General features: G+C 67.2%; 13 protein-coding genes. 9 read left to right on the top strand and 4 right to left on the bottom strand.

What is annotated here, in order from left to right; genetic code table 11:
• Window positions 1-3 precede the first annotated feature (3 nt).
• Window positions 4-1,797 (bottom strand): oligoendopeptidase F, encoded by a 1,794-nt coding sequence (pepF, locus tag QA600_RS15185; RefSeq protein ID WP_278292793.1) that lies wholly within the window; start codon window positions 1,795-1,797, stop codon window positions 4-6.
• A 92-nt stretch (window positions 1,798-1,889) separates the two neighbouring features.
• Between pepF and QA600_RS15180 the strand changes: the two genes are divergently transcribed.
• Both QA600_RS15180 and QA600_RS15175 read left to right on the top strand, forming a co-directional pair.
• Window positions 1,890-3,278: a M28 family metallopeptidase gene (locus QA600_RS15180; RefSeq protein ID WP_278292792.1), complete on the top strand. Its 1,389-nt coding sequence runs from the start codon at window positions 1,890-1,892 to the stop codon at window positions 3,276-3,278.
• Between the two features lie 74 nt (window positions 3,279-3,352).
• Complete coding sequence (locus QA600_RS15175; RefSeq protein WP_278292791.1) at window positions 3,353-3,514, top strand: hypothetical protein; 162 nt, start codon at window positions 3,353-3,355, stop codon at window positions 3,512-3,514.
• 22 nt (window positions 3,515-3,536) lie between these two features.
• Here QA600_RS15175 and QA600_RS15170 read toward each other — a convergent pair whose 3' ends face one another.
• The 3 genes from QA600_RS15170 to QA600_RS15160 all read right to left on the bottom strand — a co-directional run bounded on the left by QA600_RS15170 (window position 3,537) and on the right by QA600_RS15160 (window position 6,172).
• Window positions 3,537-3,782 (bottom strand): hypothetical protein, encoded by a 246-nt coding sequence (locus QA600_RS15170; protein WP_278292790.1) that lies wholly within the window; start codon window positions 3,780-3,782, stop codon window positions 3,537-3,539.
• 58 nt (window positions 3,783-3,840) lie between these two features.
• Window positions 3,841-4,698 (bottom strand): tRNA pseudouridine(38-40) synthase TruA, encoded by an 858-nt coding sequence (gene truA, locus QA600_RS15165; RefSeq protein ID WP_278292789.1) that lies wholly within the window; start codon window positions 4,696-4,698, stop codon window positions 3,841-3,843.
• Window positions 4,699-4,810: 112 nt separating this feature from the next.
• Window positions 4,811-6,172: a sulfatase gene (locus tag QA600_RS15160; RefSeq protein WP_278292788.1), complete on the bottom strand. Its 1,362-nt coding sequence runs from the start codon at window positions 6,170-6,172 to the stop codon at window positions 4,811-4,813.
• A 157-nt stretch (window positions 6,173-6,329) separates the two neighbouring features.
• Between QA600_RS15160 and QA600_RS15155 the strand changes: the two genes are divergently transcribed.
• From QA600_RS15155 to QA600_RS15125, 7 genes are all read left to right on the top strand, one after another.
• A complete protein-coding gene (locus QA600_RS15155; RefSeq protein ID WP_278292787.1) occupies window positions 6,330-7,814 on the top strand; it encodes a sulfatase in 1,485 nt (494 codons plus the stop codon).
• Between the two features lie 533 nt (window positions 7,815-8,347).
• On the top strand, window positions 8,348-10,855 hold the full coding sequence (locus tag QA600_RS15150; protein ID WP_278292786.1) for a heavy metal translocating P-type ATPase: 2,508 nt from the start codon (window positions 8,348-8,350) through the stop codon (window positions 10,853-10,855).
• A 106-nt stretch (window positions 10,856-10,961) separates the two neighbouring features.
• The gene (locus QA600_RS15145; RefSeq protein ID WP_278292785.1) at window positions 10,962-12,203 is read left to right on the top strand and encodes an MFS transporter; all 1,242 of its coding nucleotides are present in this window, start codon (window positions 10,962-10,964) and stop codon (window positions 12,201-12,203) included.
• A gap of 57 nt (window positions 12,204-12,260) precedes the next feature.
• Window positions 12,261-13,415: a site-2 protease family protein gene (locus tag QA600_RS15140; protein ID WP_278292784.1), complete on the top strand. Its 1,155-nt coding sequence runs from the start codon at window positions 12,261-12,263 to the stop codon at window positions 13,413-13,415.
• Window positions 13,416-13,697: 282 nt separating this feature from the next.
• A complete protein-coding gene (locus tag QA600_RS15135; protein ID WP_278292783.1) occupies window positions 13,698-14,336 on the top strand; it encodes a helix-turn-helix domain-containing protein in 639 nt (212 codons plus the stop codon).
• Between the two features lie 213 nt (window positions 14,337-14,549).
• Window positions 14,550-14,981: a response regulator gene (locus QA600_RS15130; RefSeq protein ID WP_278292782.1), complete on the top strand. Its 432-nt coding sequence runs from the start codon at window positions 14,550-14,552 to the stop codon at window positions 14,979-14,981.
• 52 nt (window positions 14,982-15,033) lie between these two features.
• The gene (locus tag QA600_RS15125; protein WP_278292781.1) at window positions 15,034-16,497 is read left to right on the top strand and encodes a lipase maturation factor family protein; all 1,464 of its coding nucleotides are present in this window, start codon (window positions 15,034-15,036) and stop codon (window positions 16,495-16,497) included.
• Window positions 16,498-16,676: the final 179 nt, after the last annotated feature.

The following is a 16,676-nucleotide window of genomic DNA, read 5'->3' as shown; positions in this document are numbered from 1 at the left end:
GGCCTACGCCAGCAGGTCCTCGAGCTGCTCGAGCCGTCGGCCGTAGGTCTCGAGCGCGCGGTCGACGGGCTCGGAGGAACTCATGTCGACACCGGCGATCCGCAGCAACTCGAGGGGGTACTCCCGGGAGCCCCGCCGGAGGAAGTCGAGGTAGTCGTCGGCGGCCTCGTCGCCGTTCTCGTCGATGCCGTCGACGATCGCCAGCGCGGCGGAGATCCCCGTCGAGTACTGGTAGACGTAGAACGCCCGGTAGAAGTGAGGGATGCGCATCCACTCGCGGGCGATGCGGTCGTCGGTCTCGGCGGGCTCGTAGTACCGCTCCTTGAGCCCCCCGTAGATCTCGTCGAGGCGGTCGGCGGTGAGCGGCTCGCCCTGCTCCTCGAGACGGTGGGCCTCGTGTTCGAACTCGGCGAACAGGGTCTGTCGGTACAGCGTCGAGCGCACTCGCTCTAAGAACTCGTTGAGCACGTGCTTGCGGAAGTGGGGGTCCTCGACGGTCTCGAGCAAGTGATTGGTCAGCAGCGCCTCGTTGACCGTACTCGCGACTTCGGCCACGAAGATCTCGTAATCGGAGTAGACGTAGGGCTGTTCCTCCTTGGCGAGTTCGGAATGCATCGAATGTCCTAGCTCGTGGGCCAGGGTGTACATCGAGGCGATGTCGTCCTGGTAGTTCATCAGGATGAAGGGCTGGGTGTCGTACGTGCCGCCCGAGTAGGCGCCCGACTGCTTGCCCTCGTTCTCGTAGACGTCGACCCACCGGGATTCGAGACCCTCCGCGACGCGGGACTGGTACGCCTCGCCCAGCGGCTCGAGGGCGTCGACGACGTACTCGGTCGCCTGGTCGTACTCGACGTCGGGCCCCTCGTCGGCGGTGAGGGGCATGTACAGGTCCCACATCTGCAGCTCGTCGACCTCGAGGGCTTCACGCTTGAGCTCGGCATGATGGTGGAGCTTCTCGAGGTTGTCGTTGACACTGTCGACGAGCGTGTCGTAGACCTCGACGGGAACGTTCGGGCCGTCGAGAGCGGCCTCCCGGGCGGTGTCGTAGTTGCGAGCCTGGGCCATCTTGACGTCGGCTTTGACGCTGTTCTTGTAGGAGGCGGCGACGGTGTTGCGGACGTCGCTCCACTCCTCGAAGTAGGCTTCGTAGACCTCGCGTCGAAAGTCGCGATCGGGGCGCTTGAGCAGGTTCGTGAAGTTGCTCTGGGTGATCTCGACGGGCTCGCCCGAGGGATCTTCGACCGTCGGGAACGACATGTCCGCGTTCGAGAGCATGTTGTAGACCTCTCCCGTCCCTCCCGTCACCTCGCTCAGATCCGCCAGCAGCGCCTCGACTTCCGCCGAGCGCGTGTGTGGCTTCATCCGCAACACGTCGTCGACGTAGTGGTCGTAGGTCTCGAGTTCCGGCTGCTCGTCGACCATCGCGTCGAACTCTTCGCGGGTCAGTGTCTGGAGCTCGGGCTCGATGAACGACGCCGCCGACTGGGCGTCGGCCGCCAGCGACTGCGCCCGGGCGGTCATCGCCTGATACTCCTGGTCGGTCGTATCCTCGTCGCGTCGCATTCGGGCGTACGAGAAGACGGTCGCGACCTCCCGCATAATCTCGTTTCGAAGCTCGAGGACGGCGTACAGCGTTTCGGCGTCGTCGGTCGCCTCCCCCTCGTAGTCCGCGAGTTCGTCGACGCGCTCGGCGACCGCCTCGTAGGCGGCCTCCCAGTCGTCGTCGGTCGCGTAGATGCTCTCGAGATCCCACGTGTACTCGTCGTCGATCTCGGAGCGCTCTGGAACGGAACTCATGAACGAACGTTCGGAATGAAGCTGGTAAAGGGTATCGAAGCCCCGCATCGATCACCCGACGGCTTTTGATCGTCGCCGCGAAACGGCGAGGTATGGACGACATCGGCGGATCGACAACTCGCGAGCGCGACCCGACCCTTGAGCGAGCGCTCGGCCGCGCGTGGGCCGACGACCGAACCTGGAACCTGCTGAGTCGACTGACCGCCCTGCCGGACCGAATGGGCGGGTCTTCGGGCGAACGACGAGCCGCGGCGTTCGTCCGCGACAGCCTCGAGGAGGCGGGGGTCGCCGACGTTCGGACCGACGAGTTTTCGATGCGACACTGGCAGCGAGGGACGACCGAGTTCGCGGTCACCGACGTCGGCGACGACGGGACGGACACACCAACCGAGCGCAGCTTCGAGGCGATCGCCCTACCGTACTGTCCGCCGGGCGACCTCGAGGGGCCGCTGGTCGACGTCGGCTACGGCACCCCAGAGGAGATCGACGAGGCCGATCTGCGGGGCGCGATCGCGGTCGCGAGCACGACGACCCCCCCGGATCGACGGTTCGTCCACCGGATGGAGAAGTTCGGCCACGCGGCCGCCGCGGGCGCCGAGGCGTTCGTCTTCGCCAACCACGTCCCCGGCCAGCTGCCGCCGACGGGCGCGCTGAAGTTCGACGCCGAGGCCGCGATCCCCGGCGTCGGCGTCAGCGCCGAAACCCACGACTGGCTCGTCGAGTACGCAACGCGGGACGCTCGAGCCCGACTGCGCGTCGACGCCTCGACGACGGACGGCACGAGCCGGAACGTCCACGGGACCCTGGGCCCCGACACCGACGAGGAGGTTCTCGTCCTGGCTCACTACGACGCCCACGATACCGCCGAGGGGGCGCTCGACAACGGCTGCGGGATCGCGACCGTCGTGGGTGCGGCGTCGATCCTCGCCGACCTCGAGGACGATCTCGAGTGTCGGGTCCGAATCGCCGGCGTCGGCTGCGAGGAGATCGGGCTGCTGGGCGCCGAGGCTCTGGCCGAGGGCCTCGAGCTCGAATCGGTCCGGGCGGTCGTCAACGTCGACGGTGCCGGCCGATTCCGAAACCTGCAGGCGCTCTCCCACGCCTCGGAACCGCTGGCGGAGCTCGCCGAGGACGTAACCGACTCGGTCGGCCAGCCGATCGTTCACGACCGGGATCCCCACCCGTTCAGCGATCACTGGCCGTTCCTGCGTGCGGGCGTTCCCTCGCTGCAGCTCCACAGCGAGCCAGCCGACGGCGGCGAGCGGGGACGGGGCTGGGGTCACACCGCGGCCGACACCAGGGACAAGGTCGAACCGCGCAACCTGCGCGAACACGCGATGCTGGTCGCGCTGTTGGTTCGGGAGCTGACCGGTGCCGAAGTTCCGCGGGTGTCAGCCGACGAACTTCGGGAGCGCTTCGAGGCCCAGAACTACGTCCCCGGGATGCGGGCGGCCGAGGTCTGGCCGTCGGCCTGGGAGTAGCGGGGTCGGATTCGGGTGCGAGCATATGCAGGCTGTAGGGGTTTGTCCGCAGTTGGCAAATATCGAAGGAGAACATGACATTCGATCCACCAGTTACGTGTCCCGTCTGCGAGGAAGTCCTGGAGTTAGACCGTGGTCTCGAGGATCATCTCGTGGAAAAACACACCCAGCGGGAGGTCGTACGCTACGTCGTCTCACAGCAGGATCGAACCGAGACCGAAGCACTCGTCAGGTGACGGCTCTCGAGCGGATTCGTTCTCACCCTCGCATCTCCGCGTCGACGGCGGTCCGGACGACTCGTGCGACGCCCAGCATGGCGAGAAAGCAGCCAGCGAACGTTAACGTCCCAAACAGGAACAGTCCGATCGCGATCGGGCCGCCCTCCGACTGGGCGAACAGCGTCGAGATGACGAACCGATAACTCAGGAAGACGAGGACGACGCCCGCGGCGACGTAGATCGATGCACGCCAGTAGGCGCCGTACTCCTCGGGAGAGAGCTCCATGTGCCGTCGATCGAACGCAGGGGGCAAAAACGCTCTCCTGCGTGGGGTCGAACGGGAGTTATCGTAGGCCGTCCCGGAGCTGTCCCGCCACTCGCGACCCGGTCCGTCGATCGATCTGTCGACGGTCGAACACCGCTCGAGCGCTCGCCGCGGCGTCCCCGTCGACTTCGAACGCGAGATCGGGATAGTCGACGTCGGCGAGCACGAGCGGTTCGGGCGGAGCGGGCGCGATCCCCTCGTGACCGGGCAGCGACTCGGGCTCGATGGCGCGCTCTAGGTCTGCGAACGATCGCTCGCCTGTTCCGACCGATTCGGCGAGCGAGACGAGCCGCCGAACGAGCTCGCGGGCGAAGCCGCTGGCAGAAACGGTGACGACGAGATAGTCGCCGTCCCGCGTCGCCTCGAGCGTCGGCGACCGCTCGGTGTTGCGTTCGTCGGGCGTGAGGTTGTGGAAGTCGTGCGTTCCCGACAGCTCGCCACAGGCGGTTCGAAAGCGGTCGTCGTCGACGGCCGCTCGGCCGTCTCGAGCGGGGCTGTTCTCCTCGCGGCGGTTCGCGGGCGGTGCGTACAGGTGATACGTGTACTCGCGTCGGGTCGCGTGGTGGGTCGCGTGGAACCCCTCAGGTGCGGCGGCGGCCGCCCACGCACGAACGTCGGCCGGGAGTTCGCCGTTGAACGCGCGCGGCGCCAGCCAGTCGGGCACCTCGAGGGCGATCGTCTGGGCGAGCGCGGAGACGCCGGCGTCGGTTCGTCCCGCTGCGGCGTAGTCGGTCGGTTTCCTCGCGTCGGGCTCGAGAACACCCAGCGCGCGCAGGGCGTCGAAGAGCGCGTCCTCGACCGTCGACACGTCGGGCTGGCGCTGGAAGCCGTAGTAGCCACTGCCGTCGTAGGCGATCCGGAACGCGCGCAGAGACATCGATTGAACGCAGCGGGCCGGGCGTGTTAGGGCCGTCGTTCGGTCTCGAGGGGTCGACGAGTCGCCCGCTCCGGGATGTTAAAAAGCGCTGGCTCGTGTAGGCGGAGCCGGACTACGGTCCGTCCTGCTCGGGTTCGCTCTCGATCTGTGGGTGGATCGCGTCCCAGTCGCTGGGTCGGACCGGACCCTCGAGCAGCGGGTCGTCGGTCTCGATCATCCACCCGATGAGTTCGTCCCGGAGGCTGTCCCTGACGTCCTCGTGGTCGGAATCCTCGGCGAGGTTCTCCTGTTCGTGGGGGTCGGTCTCGAGGTCGTACAGCTCGACGTAGGGGCGTTGCTCGCAGTAGTACTCCTCGCGGACCTCGCTGCCGGCCGCGCTCTCGTAGATGTCGCGCGTGAGGTAGACACCGGGCAGGTGCCAGAAGTTGCGGACGTACTTGTAGCGGTCCGTGCGGACGGCCCGTACCGGGTTGTACCGATCGTGCCAGGTCATCCCCGCGAACAGCCGCTCCCGGGGTTGGTATTCGTCCTCGCCCTCGTCGACAAGCCGGTTCCGAAAACTCCGCCCGGCGACGTTCGCCGGGACCTCGACGTCGGCGAACTCGAGCAGCGTCGAGAAGACGTCGACGTTGCTGACGAGGTCGTCGACGACGCTCGGCTCGAATCCGTCGGGGTAACGCATCGCCAGCGCAGCGCCGATACCGGCGTCGTAACAACAGCCCTTCGCCCGAGGGAACGCCAGTCCGTGCTCGGTCGTGAAAACGACGAGGGTATCCTCGGCGAGCCCCGCCTCCTCGAGGGCGTCGAGCACCGTTCCGACGCCGTCGTCGAGCGCCCCGAGCATCCCCTGTACTTCGGCGATGTCGCTGCGAATCCCCGGTTGGTCGGGGAGAAACGGGAGCGGCTCGACGCGCTCCGGATCGGGGGTCTCGTAGCGGTCGGCCTCGAAGCCGAACCGATCCTCCTCCTCGACCCGGTGGAGTTCGAAGAAGCCGACGGAGGCGAAGAAGGGGTCGTCGTGTTCGCCCGCCGAAAGCACCGAGGCGACCTCCTCACCGACGTCGCGGGCGCGGGCGGTTTCGTGGACCGACGGGGGCGTGTTCACCCGCAGGGACTCCTCGACGTGTTCGTGATCGTAGCCGAGCCGGTCGGGGTACTCGGTGATATGCTGAAGGCCGAATCGGTGGGTCTCGTAGCCGGCCTCGCCGAGCAACCGCGGAAGGAGCCGCTCGTCGGGGCCGATCTCCCAGTCGCCGTGAGCGAGCCCCAACATCCCGTTCTGGTGGGGGTGGCGTCCGGTCATCAGACTCGAGCGGCTCGGCGAACACTGCGGGGCTGTCACGAAGTGGCGGTCGAAGCGGACCCCCTCCTCGGCGAGTCCGTCGATCCGCGGCGTGTCGACGGCCGCTCCGTAGCAGCCGAGATAGCGCCCCAGATCGTGGCAGTGCATCAGAACGATGTTTGGCGGGGCCATTGCACCGGCGTACGCAACCGGGTCGAGTAAGCGTTGGGCCGGCTACAGCCTGATCGGTCGCCGACGGAGACGGTCACTCGACCCGATCCGAATCCCTGAATCCCCTGCATTAGCCGGGTCTGGCTCCTTGCCGACGAGAGGCGGAGGAGATATAGTCATGAGCGAACCCAACGAGCGTGACGGAGAGTCACACACTAACGTTCGGAACGTCGTTCTCGTCGTTCTCGACACCGCTCGAGCGAAAAGCGTCAGCCCGGAGACGGCGCCGACGCTGACGACGCTCGCCGAAGAGGGGACGAGCTTCGAGAACGCGTTCGCGACCGCGCCGTGGACGCTGCCCTCACACGCTTCGATATTCACCGGCTGCTACCCGTCCGAACACGGTGCCCACGGCGGACATACGTTCCTCGACGACGATCTTCGAACGCTGGCGGAGGCCTTCTCTGAGGGCGGGTACGAGACGGTCGGCGTCTCGAACAACACCTGGATCACCGAGGAGTTCGGCTTCGACCGCGGGTTCGACGACCTCCGGAAGGGTTGGCAGTACATCCAGTCCGACACCGACATGGGCGCCGTCGTCAGGGGCGAGGACGCCCGCGAGAAGCTGCAAGCGACCCGCGACCGGCTGTTCGAGGGCAACCCCCTCGTCAACGCGGCGAACGTCCTCTACAGCGAGGTGTTCCAGCCGACCGGCGATGACGGCGCTTCGCGGTCGGTCGACTGGATCGGCGACTGGCTCGAGGGGCGGGGCGACGACCCCTTCTTCCTGTTCTGTAACCTCATCGAGCCCCACGTCGAGTACGACCCGCCGCGGTCGTACGCCGAGCGCTTTCTCCCCGAAGGAGCGAGCTACGAGGAGGCGACCGCGATCCGACAGGACCCGCGCGCCTTCGACTGCGAGGACTACGATCTCACCGAGCGGGAGTTCCGGCTCCTCCGGGGGCTCTACCGGGCCGAACTGGCCTACGTCGACGATCACCTCGCTCGGCTTCGCGAATCCCTGGAGGCAGCCGGCGAGTGGGAGGACACCCTGTTCGTCGTCTGTGGCGACCACGGCGAACACATCGGCGAGCACGGCTTCTTCGGCCACCAGTACAACCTCTACGACACCCTGATCAACGTCCCCCTCGTCTGTCACGGCGGTCCCTTCACCGGCGGCGGTCGGCGACGGGAGCTGGTCCAGCTGCTCGACCTCCCTGCGACGCTGCTCGAGACCGTCGGGATCGACGACCCGGAACTGCTCGAGCAGGGCCACGGTCGGTCGTTCCACCCCGACAGCGACGGCGAGCGACGGGACGCGATCTTCGCCGAGTATGCCGCCCCCCAGCCCTCGATCGACCGCCTTGAGGCCCGCTTCGACGAGATCCCCGACCGCGTGCGCGCGTTCGATCGCCGGCTCCGGGCGATCCGCACCCACGACGAGAAGTACGTCTGCGGCGACGACGGCTTCGAACGCTACCACGACCTCGAGGGCGATCCCGACGAGCGGACCGACCTCGCGGCCGACCGCCCCGAGCGGGTTCGGGAGCTTCGGAAACGACTCGAGGAGCACTTCGACTCGCTCGAGGCGTCCGAAGCGGGCGGGGAGGTCGAAATGCAGGCCGGAACCAAGGAGCGACTGGCGGATCTGGGGTATCTGTAACCAGTAATTGGTGGGACGGGTTCGTTTTTAGCTGGCTCGTGAATCTAATTCGCCCGATTCGTTACGTAGAACGTGCTTATTTATCAATTAGTTCCGTTCGTCCCCGCCTTGTCGAATCCCGTCTTGTCGGATGATCTCTATAACTGTAGTTATACTTGGTCGTGTCCCATAGTGGAAAGACTGAAGCGCCATCATAGCCCCTAAATAAGAAGCACCGGCGATGAAGAGGAATATGATAAGTCCTATGATGAGGATGCCTATGATGTCTACCATAGGCTGTTCTCATTGACTGACATTAAAGTACTTTCTGGGCTTCGATTTCCAATACGGTAACTGCACCACCTGTATTCAGCGCGCTGTTCTTGACAGTCATCGGTGACGTACACTCGAGCCAGCACGGGAATACCAGCGGAGTGAACGTTCTACTCCCCCCCCCTAACACATTGGATCCCCTGCCCTCTCCAGCCGCCTCGCTCAACTCGATTGAACACCACCAGCCATCGTTATTGTTGTGGGCCGTCGTACGGGTAGACGTGTCCGATACCCGCGCGGAGACGGGCAGTTGCCGGCTCTGTGGCGCCGACGTCGACGGCGACGAGCGGTTCTGCTCGAGGGGCTGTCGGGAGATCCACGAGAGCCTCGGCGAGCCACCCGAGGGCGCAGCCGACGAGCGGACGGCGGACGACGCGACGATCTCGAGCGACACACCCGACGACGCGGCCCGCGCGTTCTTCCGGATCGACGGGATGTACTCCGCGCTCTGTGAGGCCTACCTCGAGTCGATCGCCGAGAAACGGGAGGGCGTTCTCGAGGCGAGCGCGAGCTACGTCAGCGAAACGGTGCGGGTCGACTACGATCCCGCGCTGACTTCGGCCGACGAGCTTCGGGTAACTCTGACCACGACCGGGTATACGGCCTACCGCCGGGAGGGGATCGCCAGCGGGAGCGCCGAGGACAGCAGGAGCGACGGGGACGACTCGAGCGAGACCACCCATCGGTCCCGGGAGATGGCGGGCCTTCGCAAGCGACGCACCGACGACGTCCTCGAGATGCGCTACGTCGTCGGGATCGTCTTCGGCTCCTTCCTGCTGGTGCCGTACGTCACGATCCTCTACCCGGTCTATCTCGCGGACGTCGTCGACTGGCGGTTTCTCGCACCGTACGAGGGGGCGTTCGCAACCCTCGACGGGCTGATACTGCTGCCGCTGTTTCTGTCCGTCACCGGCGCCGTCCTCTACCTGAGCGGGATGCCCCTCCTCCGGGGCGCCTACGTCAGCCTGAAGCTCCGCCGGCCGAACACCCAGCTGCTGGCCGCCGTCACCGTCGTCGCCGCCTTCGCCTACGGCACCGTCGCCCTCGCGCTCGGTCGCAACGACGTCTACTACGACCTGACGATCCTGGTCGCCGCGACGGTGATGGCGGCGCTGTTCTACGAGGCGACCGTCAAACGGCGGGCGCTGGCCCGGCTCACCGACCTCACCGTCTCTGACGTCGGCGAGGCGCGCCTGCTCGAGGCCGACGGGACGACACGGACAGTGCCGACCGAGCGGCTGGCCGCGGGCGATCGGCTGCTCGTCCGCGAGGGCGAGCGGATCCCGGTCGACGGCCGGCTCGCGGAGGGGAGCTGCACGGTCGACGAGGCGGTCGTCACCGGGGAGTCGCTTCCGGTGGCAAAGCGGGCGGGCGACGACGCCGTCGGCGGCTCGCTCGTCGTTTCCGGTGCGGCGATCGTCGACGCGGCCGACAGAACCGAGAGCAGTCTCGAGCGCCTCACTGAGACGGTCTGGGATCTCCAGAGCGCGACCCACGGCGTCGGCCGGCGCGCCGATCGACTCGCCGCGCGTGCGACTCCGCTGGTCGTCCTCGCCGTGGGGGGCGTCGGCGCAGCCGCGCTCGCGCTGGGCTGGGACGCGACGACGGCGGTGACCGCTATCCTGGCGGCCGCGATCGTCACGAGCCCCTGGGCGCTCGGCCTCGCGGCCCCGGTTTCGGTCGCGACGAGCATTCGAGAGGCCCTGGATCGGGGGATCGTCGTCTTCGACGAGACGGTGTTCGAACGGCTCCGGGCGGTCGACGTCGTCGTCTTCGACAAGACGGGAACCTTGACGACCGGCGAGATGCGGGTGCTCGAGGCCGACGCACCGGAGGAACTGCTCCGGGCCGCAGGCGCGCTCGAGGAACGGGCGGCCCATCCGGCTGCGACCGCGATCCGGGAGGCGTTCGCCGGCGGGACCGGCTTCGAGGCCGGCGAGGACGGGGCCGACAGGGGCGAAACGACCGTCGGCGACGGTGCCGGCGCTCCGCCGACGGTTCGGGAGTTCGACTCCCACGAGACCGGCGTCGAGGGCGTCGTCGACGGACGACGGGTGCTGGTCGGCCACCCGGATCTGTTCCGCGAACGGGGCTGGACGCTCGAGGGCGACCTCACCCAGCGAGCCGCTGAGGCCCGCAGGCGCGGACGGCTTCCGGTCCTCGTCGGCGCCGACGGCCGCGCGTGCGGGCTCGTCGTCGTCGGCGACGAGCCCCGCGCCGAGTGGGTCGAGAGCCTGACCCGACTTCAGGATGCGGGCATCGAGATCGTCGTCCTCACCGGCGACGACACGGCCGCCAGCGCGTTCCTCGAGCGTCGGGCCGGCCTCGAGGTCTTCGCCGATGTCCCGCCGGCCGGCAAGACCGCGGCGATCGAGCGGCTGGCGGCGGATCGGCAGGTGGCGATGGTCGGCGACGGGACCAACGACGCGCCCGCGCTGGCCGCGGCTGACCTGGGGATCTCGCTCGGCGGCGGGACCGCGCTCGCGGCCGACGCTGCCGACCTCGCGATCCTCGGAGACAACCTGGCCGGCGTCGAGCGGGCGATCGCGCTCGCTCGAGCCGCGGGGGACCGCGCCACCCAGAACCTCTGGCTGGCACTTTCGTACAACGCGATCGCGATCGCGGTCGCACTGGCCGGCCTGTTGAGCCCGCTGATGACGGCGGGCGCGTTTGCGGTGAGCGCATCGCTCGTCGCCGCGAACGCCTCGCGACCGCTGCTCGACCGGTAGCGCTCGAGTGCGCGGAGTAACGGAGGGTTCCCCTCGAGATCGCGAAGCGGCAACCGGGCGGGGCAAGGCCAACCTACAGGACGAAACGCCCGCATCTCGCGGACGAATGGCCGACGACACCCTCGGGCGCCGACGGAGCTACGGGATCGTCGTCGCCGCGACACTCGCCTACACCTGCCTGATGTTCGTCTGGTTCTCGCTACCGGCGTACCTCTCGACGATCATCGCGGAGCTCGAGCTGTCGGGGACGCAGGCCGGCGTCGTCGCGGGTGCGGTACCGCTGACCTACATCCCGCTGGCGCTGTTCTCGGGACTGGCGGTCGATCGGATCGGTCCCGGACGGAGCCTCGCGGCCGGCGCGGCGATCTTCGGCGTCGCGCAGTCGGGTCGGAGCGTCGCCGAAGGGTTTCCGTCGTTGCTGGCGCTGACCCTGCTGCTCGGAGTCGGCGCGACCGCGATCACGTTTGGCCTGCCGAAGCTCGTCTCGACGCTGTTTCCGCCGAGCCGAACGGGGCTTCCGTCCTCGATCTACCTCGTCGGCGCGTCGGCGGGGACCGCGCTCGCCTTCGGGGTCGGACGGCCGATCCTCGGCCCGTGGCTCGGCGGCTGGCGCCCGCTCTTTCTCTGGAGCGGGCTCGTCGCGATCGGCTACGGGCTCGGCTGGTACCTCCTCGCCCGGCAACTGAGGCTCGACGACCGCGCCGCGGCAAAGGACGCAAACGAGAACGACCACGGCGACCGATCGCCCCTCGAGTCGATCCGACGGGACCTCCGGCTGATCCTCACTCACCGGGAGCTCCAGCTCGTGGTCGTCGTCGGCACGATGTACTTGCTGGCGAGTCACGGGATACAGGGCTGGCTCCCGACGGTGCTCGAGGCCCGGGGCGTCTCGCCCGGGCTCGCGGGCCAGACGACGAGCCTCTTCGTCGCGGCCTACGCCGTGGGAATCTTTACGGTCCCGGCACTGGCCGACCGCTACGAGGCCCGTCCGTCGGCGCTGATCTGCTGCGGCATCGTGTTCTGTGTTGGGATGGTCGGTATCGTGCTCGCCGATCGGATGTGGGTCGCGCTCCTGGCGAGTATCGTCGTCGCCGGACTCGGCGTCGGCGGGCTCTCGCCGCTCGTTCGAGCGATCCCGCCCGCGCTCGAGGGGATCGGCGCGCGGCTGACGGGCACCGCCGTCGGCTTCATCTTCGCCGTCGGCGAGATCGGCGGCTTCCTCGGTCCGGTGCTGATCGGGACGAGCCACGATCTGACGGGCTCGTACGCCCCCGGACTGGGACTGATCGCAGCGGCGGGGATCGTGGTCGCGGCCGCGGGCGCGGCGCTGCGTCGCCTCGCCGATTGAGGTCCGAGAGACCTATGCAGCATATCGTCTGAAGAGGCTCCGGTTCCTAACGCCAGTATGGCCAGTATCCGTATCGGTTCGGCGTTCGGCATTCCGATCAAGCTCGGCGTCTCGTTTCTCCTCGTCGTTCCGCTGTTAGCCTACCTCATCGGCGTCCAGATGGAACTCACTGTCCAGTTGCTCAACGACACCTTCGGCGCGGGGATCGATCCGGTCCCGCTGACCGACGGCGTGACGCCGTGGCTGCTCGGGCTGGCGGCCGCGCTGGGGCTGTTCGTCAGCGTCTTCTTCCACGAGCTGGGACACGCGCTGGCCGCCCGCCGCTACGACCTCGAGACCCAGTCGATCACGTTGTGGTTTCTGGGCGGGCTCGCGCAGTTCGCCGAGATGCCCGAGGACTGGCACAAGGAGTTCGTCATCGCGATCGCAGGTCCGATCGTCAGCGTCGCTGTCGGAGTCGTCTGTTACGTCGGGTTCGTCCTGCTGCCCGCCGAGTTCCCGGCGATGCTGTTCGTGCTCGGCTACCTGGCGATACTCAACGTCGTGCTGGCGATCTTCAACATGCTCCCGGGGTTCCCGATGGACGGCGGACGGGTGCTTCGAGCGCTGCTTTCGCGGAACCGATCGCGGCTGGAGGCGACGCAGATCGCCGCCGGCGTCGGAAAGGGGTTTGCACTCCTGCTCGGATTCTTCGGCATTCTTACGCTCAGCATCTTCGCGATCGCGATCGCCTTCTTCATCTACATCGCCGCCTCGAGCGAGACCCAGCAGATCTTCGTCGAGACCGCCTTCGAGGGGCTGTCCGTCGCCGACCTGATGACGCCCGCGGCGCGGCTCGATACGGTCACGCCGGAGTTCCCGCTCGATCGGCTCCTCGAGCGGATGATGCGCGAGCGCCACACCGGCTACCCCGTCCTCGAGGACGGCGAACTCGTCGGCATCGTCACCCTCGAGGACCTCCAGGAGCGGGCTGACGACGCCGACGACGTCGTCACGGACGTGATGTCGACCGACCTCGTCACTGCCGCGCCTACCGACGAGGCGACGTCAGCCCTGCGGACGATCCAGCGGGAGGATATCGGACGCATCCTCGTCGTCGACGACGACGGCTCGCTCGCGGGGCTGCTCTCGCGGACGGACCTGATGAAGGCCCTGGAGATCGCCCAGCGGAGCCGCTCGATCCCGGCCGAGCCGCGGTCGCTCGAGCAGTGAGCGCCCGCCGCGGCCGCAGCCGCGACTCCGTTGACGACGGTTCGACTGTCGGGCGTCGGTCTCTGAGGCGCGTGCTCGTGGAACGAGCGACGTGGCGTGCGGTGAACGCCACTGACAGGCGTAATCCGGGGATCGGCACTCACCAGAATCGCGGTCACTGTGGCATCGCGGCCCACGAGCGGATCCTGGCGGCGACCGCGTCGTCCGCCCGCGAGTCGTTTGCGGACACGAGGTTTCTACTGCCGACCATAGAATTTACTACAGCGAAAGTATGGAGGAATTATGGCGATCGAGGCCGCATTCGACGTGTCGGGGGAGTGGTTTCCGCTGACATGCGTGTTCGAGGAGCTTCCGGACGCGATAGCCGAACTCGATCGGACCGTCCCGACGAACGGAGAAACGATACCGTACTTCTGGTTGCGCGGTCCGAACGTCGCGTCGTTCGACCCGGACGCGGTCTCACACCCGGATATCGGGGCGATCAGTGTCGTCGAAACTGTCGGCGAGGAGCGGCTGGTTCGCGTCGAGTGGGCTCCCGACCGGGAGAACCTCCTGACGGTGTTGCTCGAGTCGGCGGTCGTCCTCGTCTCCGCGGTCGGCACGAGGCGGCGCTGGTCCTTCGAGATCCGAGGTGACGACCGCGAGTCGCTCGCCGCCTTCCAGTCGGCCTGCCGCGAGGCGTCGATCCCGATCGACCTCACGCGACTCCAGTCGCTTTCGTCGCGGACGGACGAGAGCGACGCCCTCACGTCCGCTCAACGCGAGGCGTTGCTCCTGGCCTACGAGCGGGGCTACTTCGACTCGCCGCGACAGATCACCCAGGCGGAGCTCGCCGCGGAACTCGACATTACGCGCCAGTCGGTTTCCTCGCGGTTGCAGCGCGGACTCCGGCGACTCGTCGGAACCACGATGTTCGATTGAATCGACACGGTCCGTATAAAAAGGATGCTGCACACGCAGCAGTACGCTCAACCGTTCGAAACGCCGCCGTACGGTAATGGCAGACGGATTCGAGTTCATTTTATCCGTATACTTTCGGGGAAAACTGAGACGACTGTCGCGGCGAACGAGGGTGGCAGTCGCTCGCGAGACGTCGGGGAACGGGGACGAACGGTCGGTCGTCCGAGGAGGACAATGATTCCCTCGCGGGAGGTGTTGCTGGTCGAGGACAATCCCGGCGACGTCCGACTCGTCCAGGAGGCGTTCGAAGCGACCGACGGCGATCACGAACTCCACGCGGTACCGACCGGCGAGGATGCCATGCGGTTCCTCGAGCGACGAGCCCGGGACGCCAACGGAACGCTTCCCGACCTCGTCCTGCTGGATCTGAACCTGCCCGGGACAGACGGCGAGACCGTCCTCGAGCGAATCAGGAAGTCGCGGGACCTCCGACGGCTCCCCGTTATCGTGTTGACGAGTTCGGAGGCCAGCGAGGACGTCGAGGCGTGTTACCGACGGGCCGCCAACGCCTACCTGACGAAACCGATCGCACCCGACGACCTCGTCTCGATGATCAGGAGTGTCGAGACGTTCTGGTTCGATCGCGTCCGACTTCCGCCGCAGTAGGCCGACCCGTTTCGGCGGTATCCCTTTGCCCGTTCGCACGTTCAGGCGGAACGTGTTCCACGGCGAGGAGTTCTGGCTCGTTCGCTTCCTCTTCCAGCGCGGGCTGGCGCTCCTCTATCTGCTCGCCTTCCTCGTCGCCGCCGTCCAGTTTCGCCCGCTGGCCGGCGAGGACGGCCTGTTCCCCCTCGAGTGGTACGCCGAGGGTGCCTCGTTCAAGGAACAACCGAGCCTCTTCTATCTCGTCCCCAGCGACCGCGCGATCGGTGTCGCCGCCTGGACCGGGGTCGGTCTCTCCGCGCTGGCGCTGTTCGCGGTTCCCTACCAGCTTCCCGACGGCTACGCGACGCCCGCCTCGATGGCGCTGTGGGCGACGCTGTGGCTGCTGTACCTCTCCTTCGTCAACGCTGGCCAGCTCTTCTACGGCTACGGCTGGGAGTCGATGCTGCTCGAGACCGGCTTCCTGGCGATCTTCCTCGGCGCCGGCTCGGCCTCCCCGCCCGCGGTCGTTTTCCTCCTGCTGCAGTGGGTGCTCTTCCGAAATATGTTCGGCGCGGGACTCATCAAGATCCGTGGCGACGACTGCTGGCGCGACCTCTCCTGTCTGGACTACCACTACGAAACCCAGCCCATCCCCAACCCCGTGAGCTGGTACGCCCACCATCGCTCGAAGCTCTTTCACCGACTCGAGACGTTCGGGAATCACGTCCTCGAGCTTGCGGTGCCGTTTCTCTACTTCGCGCCCCAGCCCGCCGCGGCGCTGGCCGGCGCGGCGACGATCGGCTTCCAGGGCTGGCTGATGGTCACCGGGAACTTCGCCTGGCTGAACGCGCTGACGATCGTGCTGGCGATCGCCACCTTCAGCGACGGGATCCTCGAGGCCCTGCTCCCGGTGACGGCGCCGGCGACCACGGCGACGCCGATCTACCTCGAGGCCGCGGCGATCCTCGTCGCCGTGGTCGTCCTCGTGTTGAGCATCTACCCCGTTCGGAACATGCTCTCCGAACGGCAGGCGATGAACACCGCCTTCGATCCGCTGCACCTGGTCAACACCTACGGGGCGTTCGGTTCGGTCACGCGGGATCGCTACGAGCTCGTGATTCAGGGGACCGGCGACGGGCGGGTCACCGACGATACCGAGTGGGAAACGTACCGGTTCCGGGGGAAGCCGACGGATCCCGAGCGACGGCCGCCACAGATCGCCCCCTACCACCTGCGACTGGACTGGCAGCTCTGGTTCGCGGCCATGTCACCGACCCCGCGTCGCAGCCCGTGGGTGCTGCGATTCCTCCGGCGACTGCTCGAGGAGGACGAGCCCACGCGCTCGCTGTTGGCCGAGGACCCCTTCGAAGGCGCCGAGGAGTCTCCCGAACATGTCCGCGTGCTTCGCTATCGTTACCGGTTTACGACCCCCGAGGAACGCGCCGAGACGGGCGCGTGGTGGCACCGGGAACGGGTCGGTACCTACGTCGATCCGGTTTCGGTCGAGGAACTGCGCGTTCGGCGATTCGGCCTGTAGGGTGAACTCCGCGCCGAAGAAACGGAGGGGCGAACGTCGTCGAAACCGCTCGGGACACTGATCACCTCGGTTAGTCAGATGTTTACGCGAAAGGCCGCGTGTGAGAACCTCACAATCGGCACCGGTGAAACGGGTAACCGTCGACTAACGTCAGGAAACAACCACATAACAATACCTGT

Origin of the sequence: Natronococcus sp. A-GB1 (assembly GCF_029688845.1) — an archaeon.
In the GTDB taxonomy this organism is placed as follows: Archaea; Halobacteriota; Halobacteria; order Halobacteriales; family Natrialbaceae; genus Natronococcus.
Note: the sequence above shows the minus strand (reverse complement) of the source record. Positions and strands in the feature narration are given on the sequence as shown.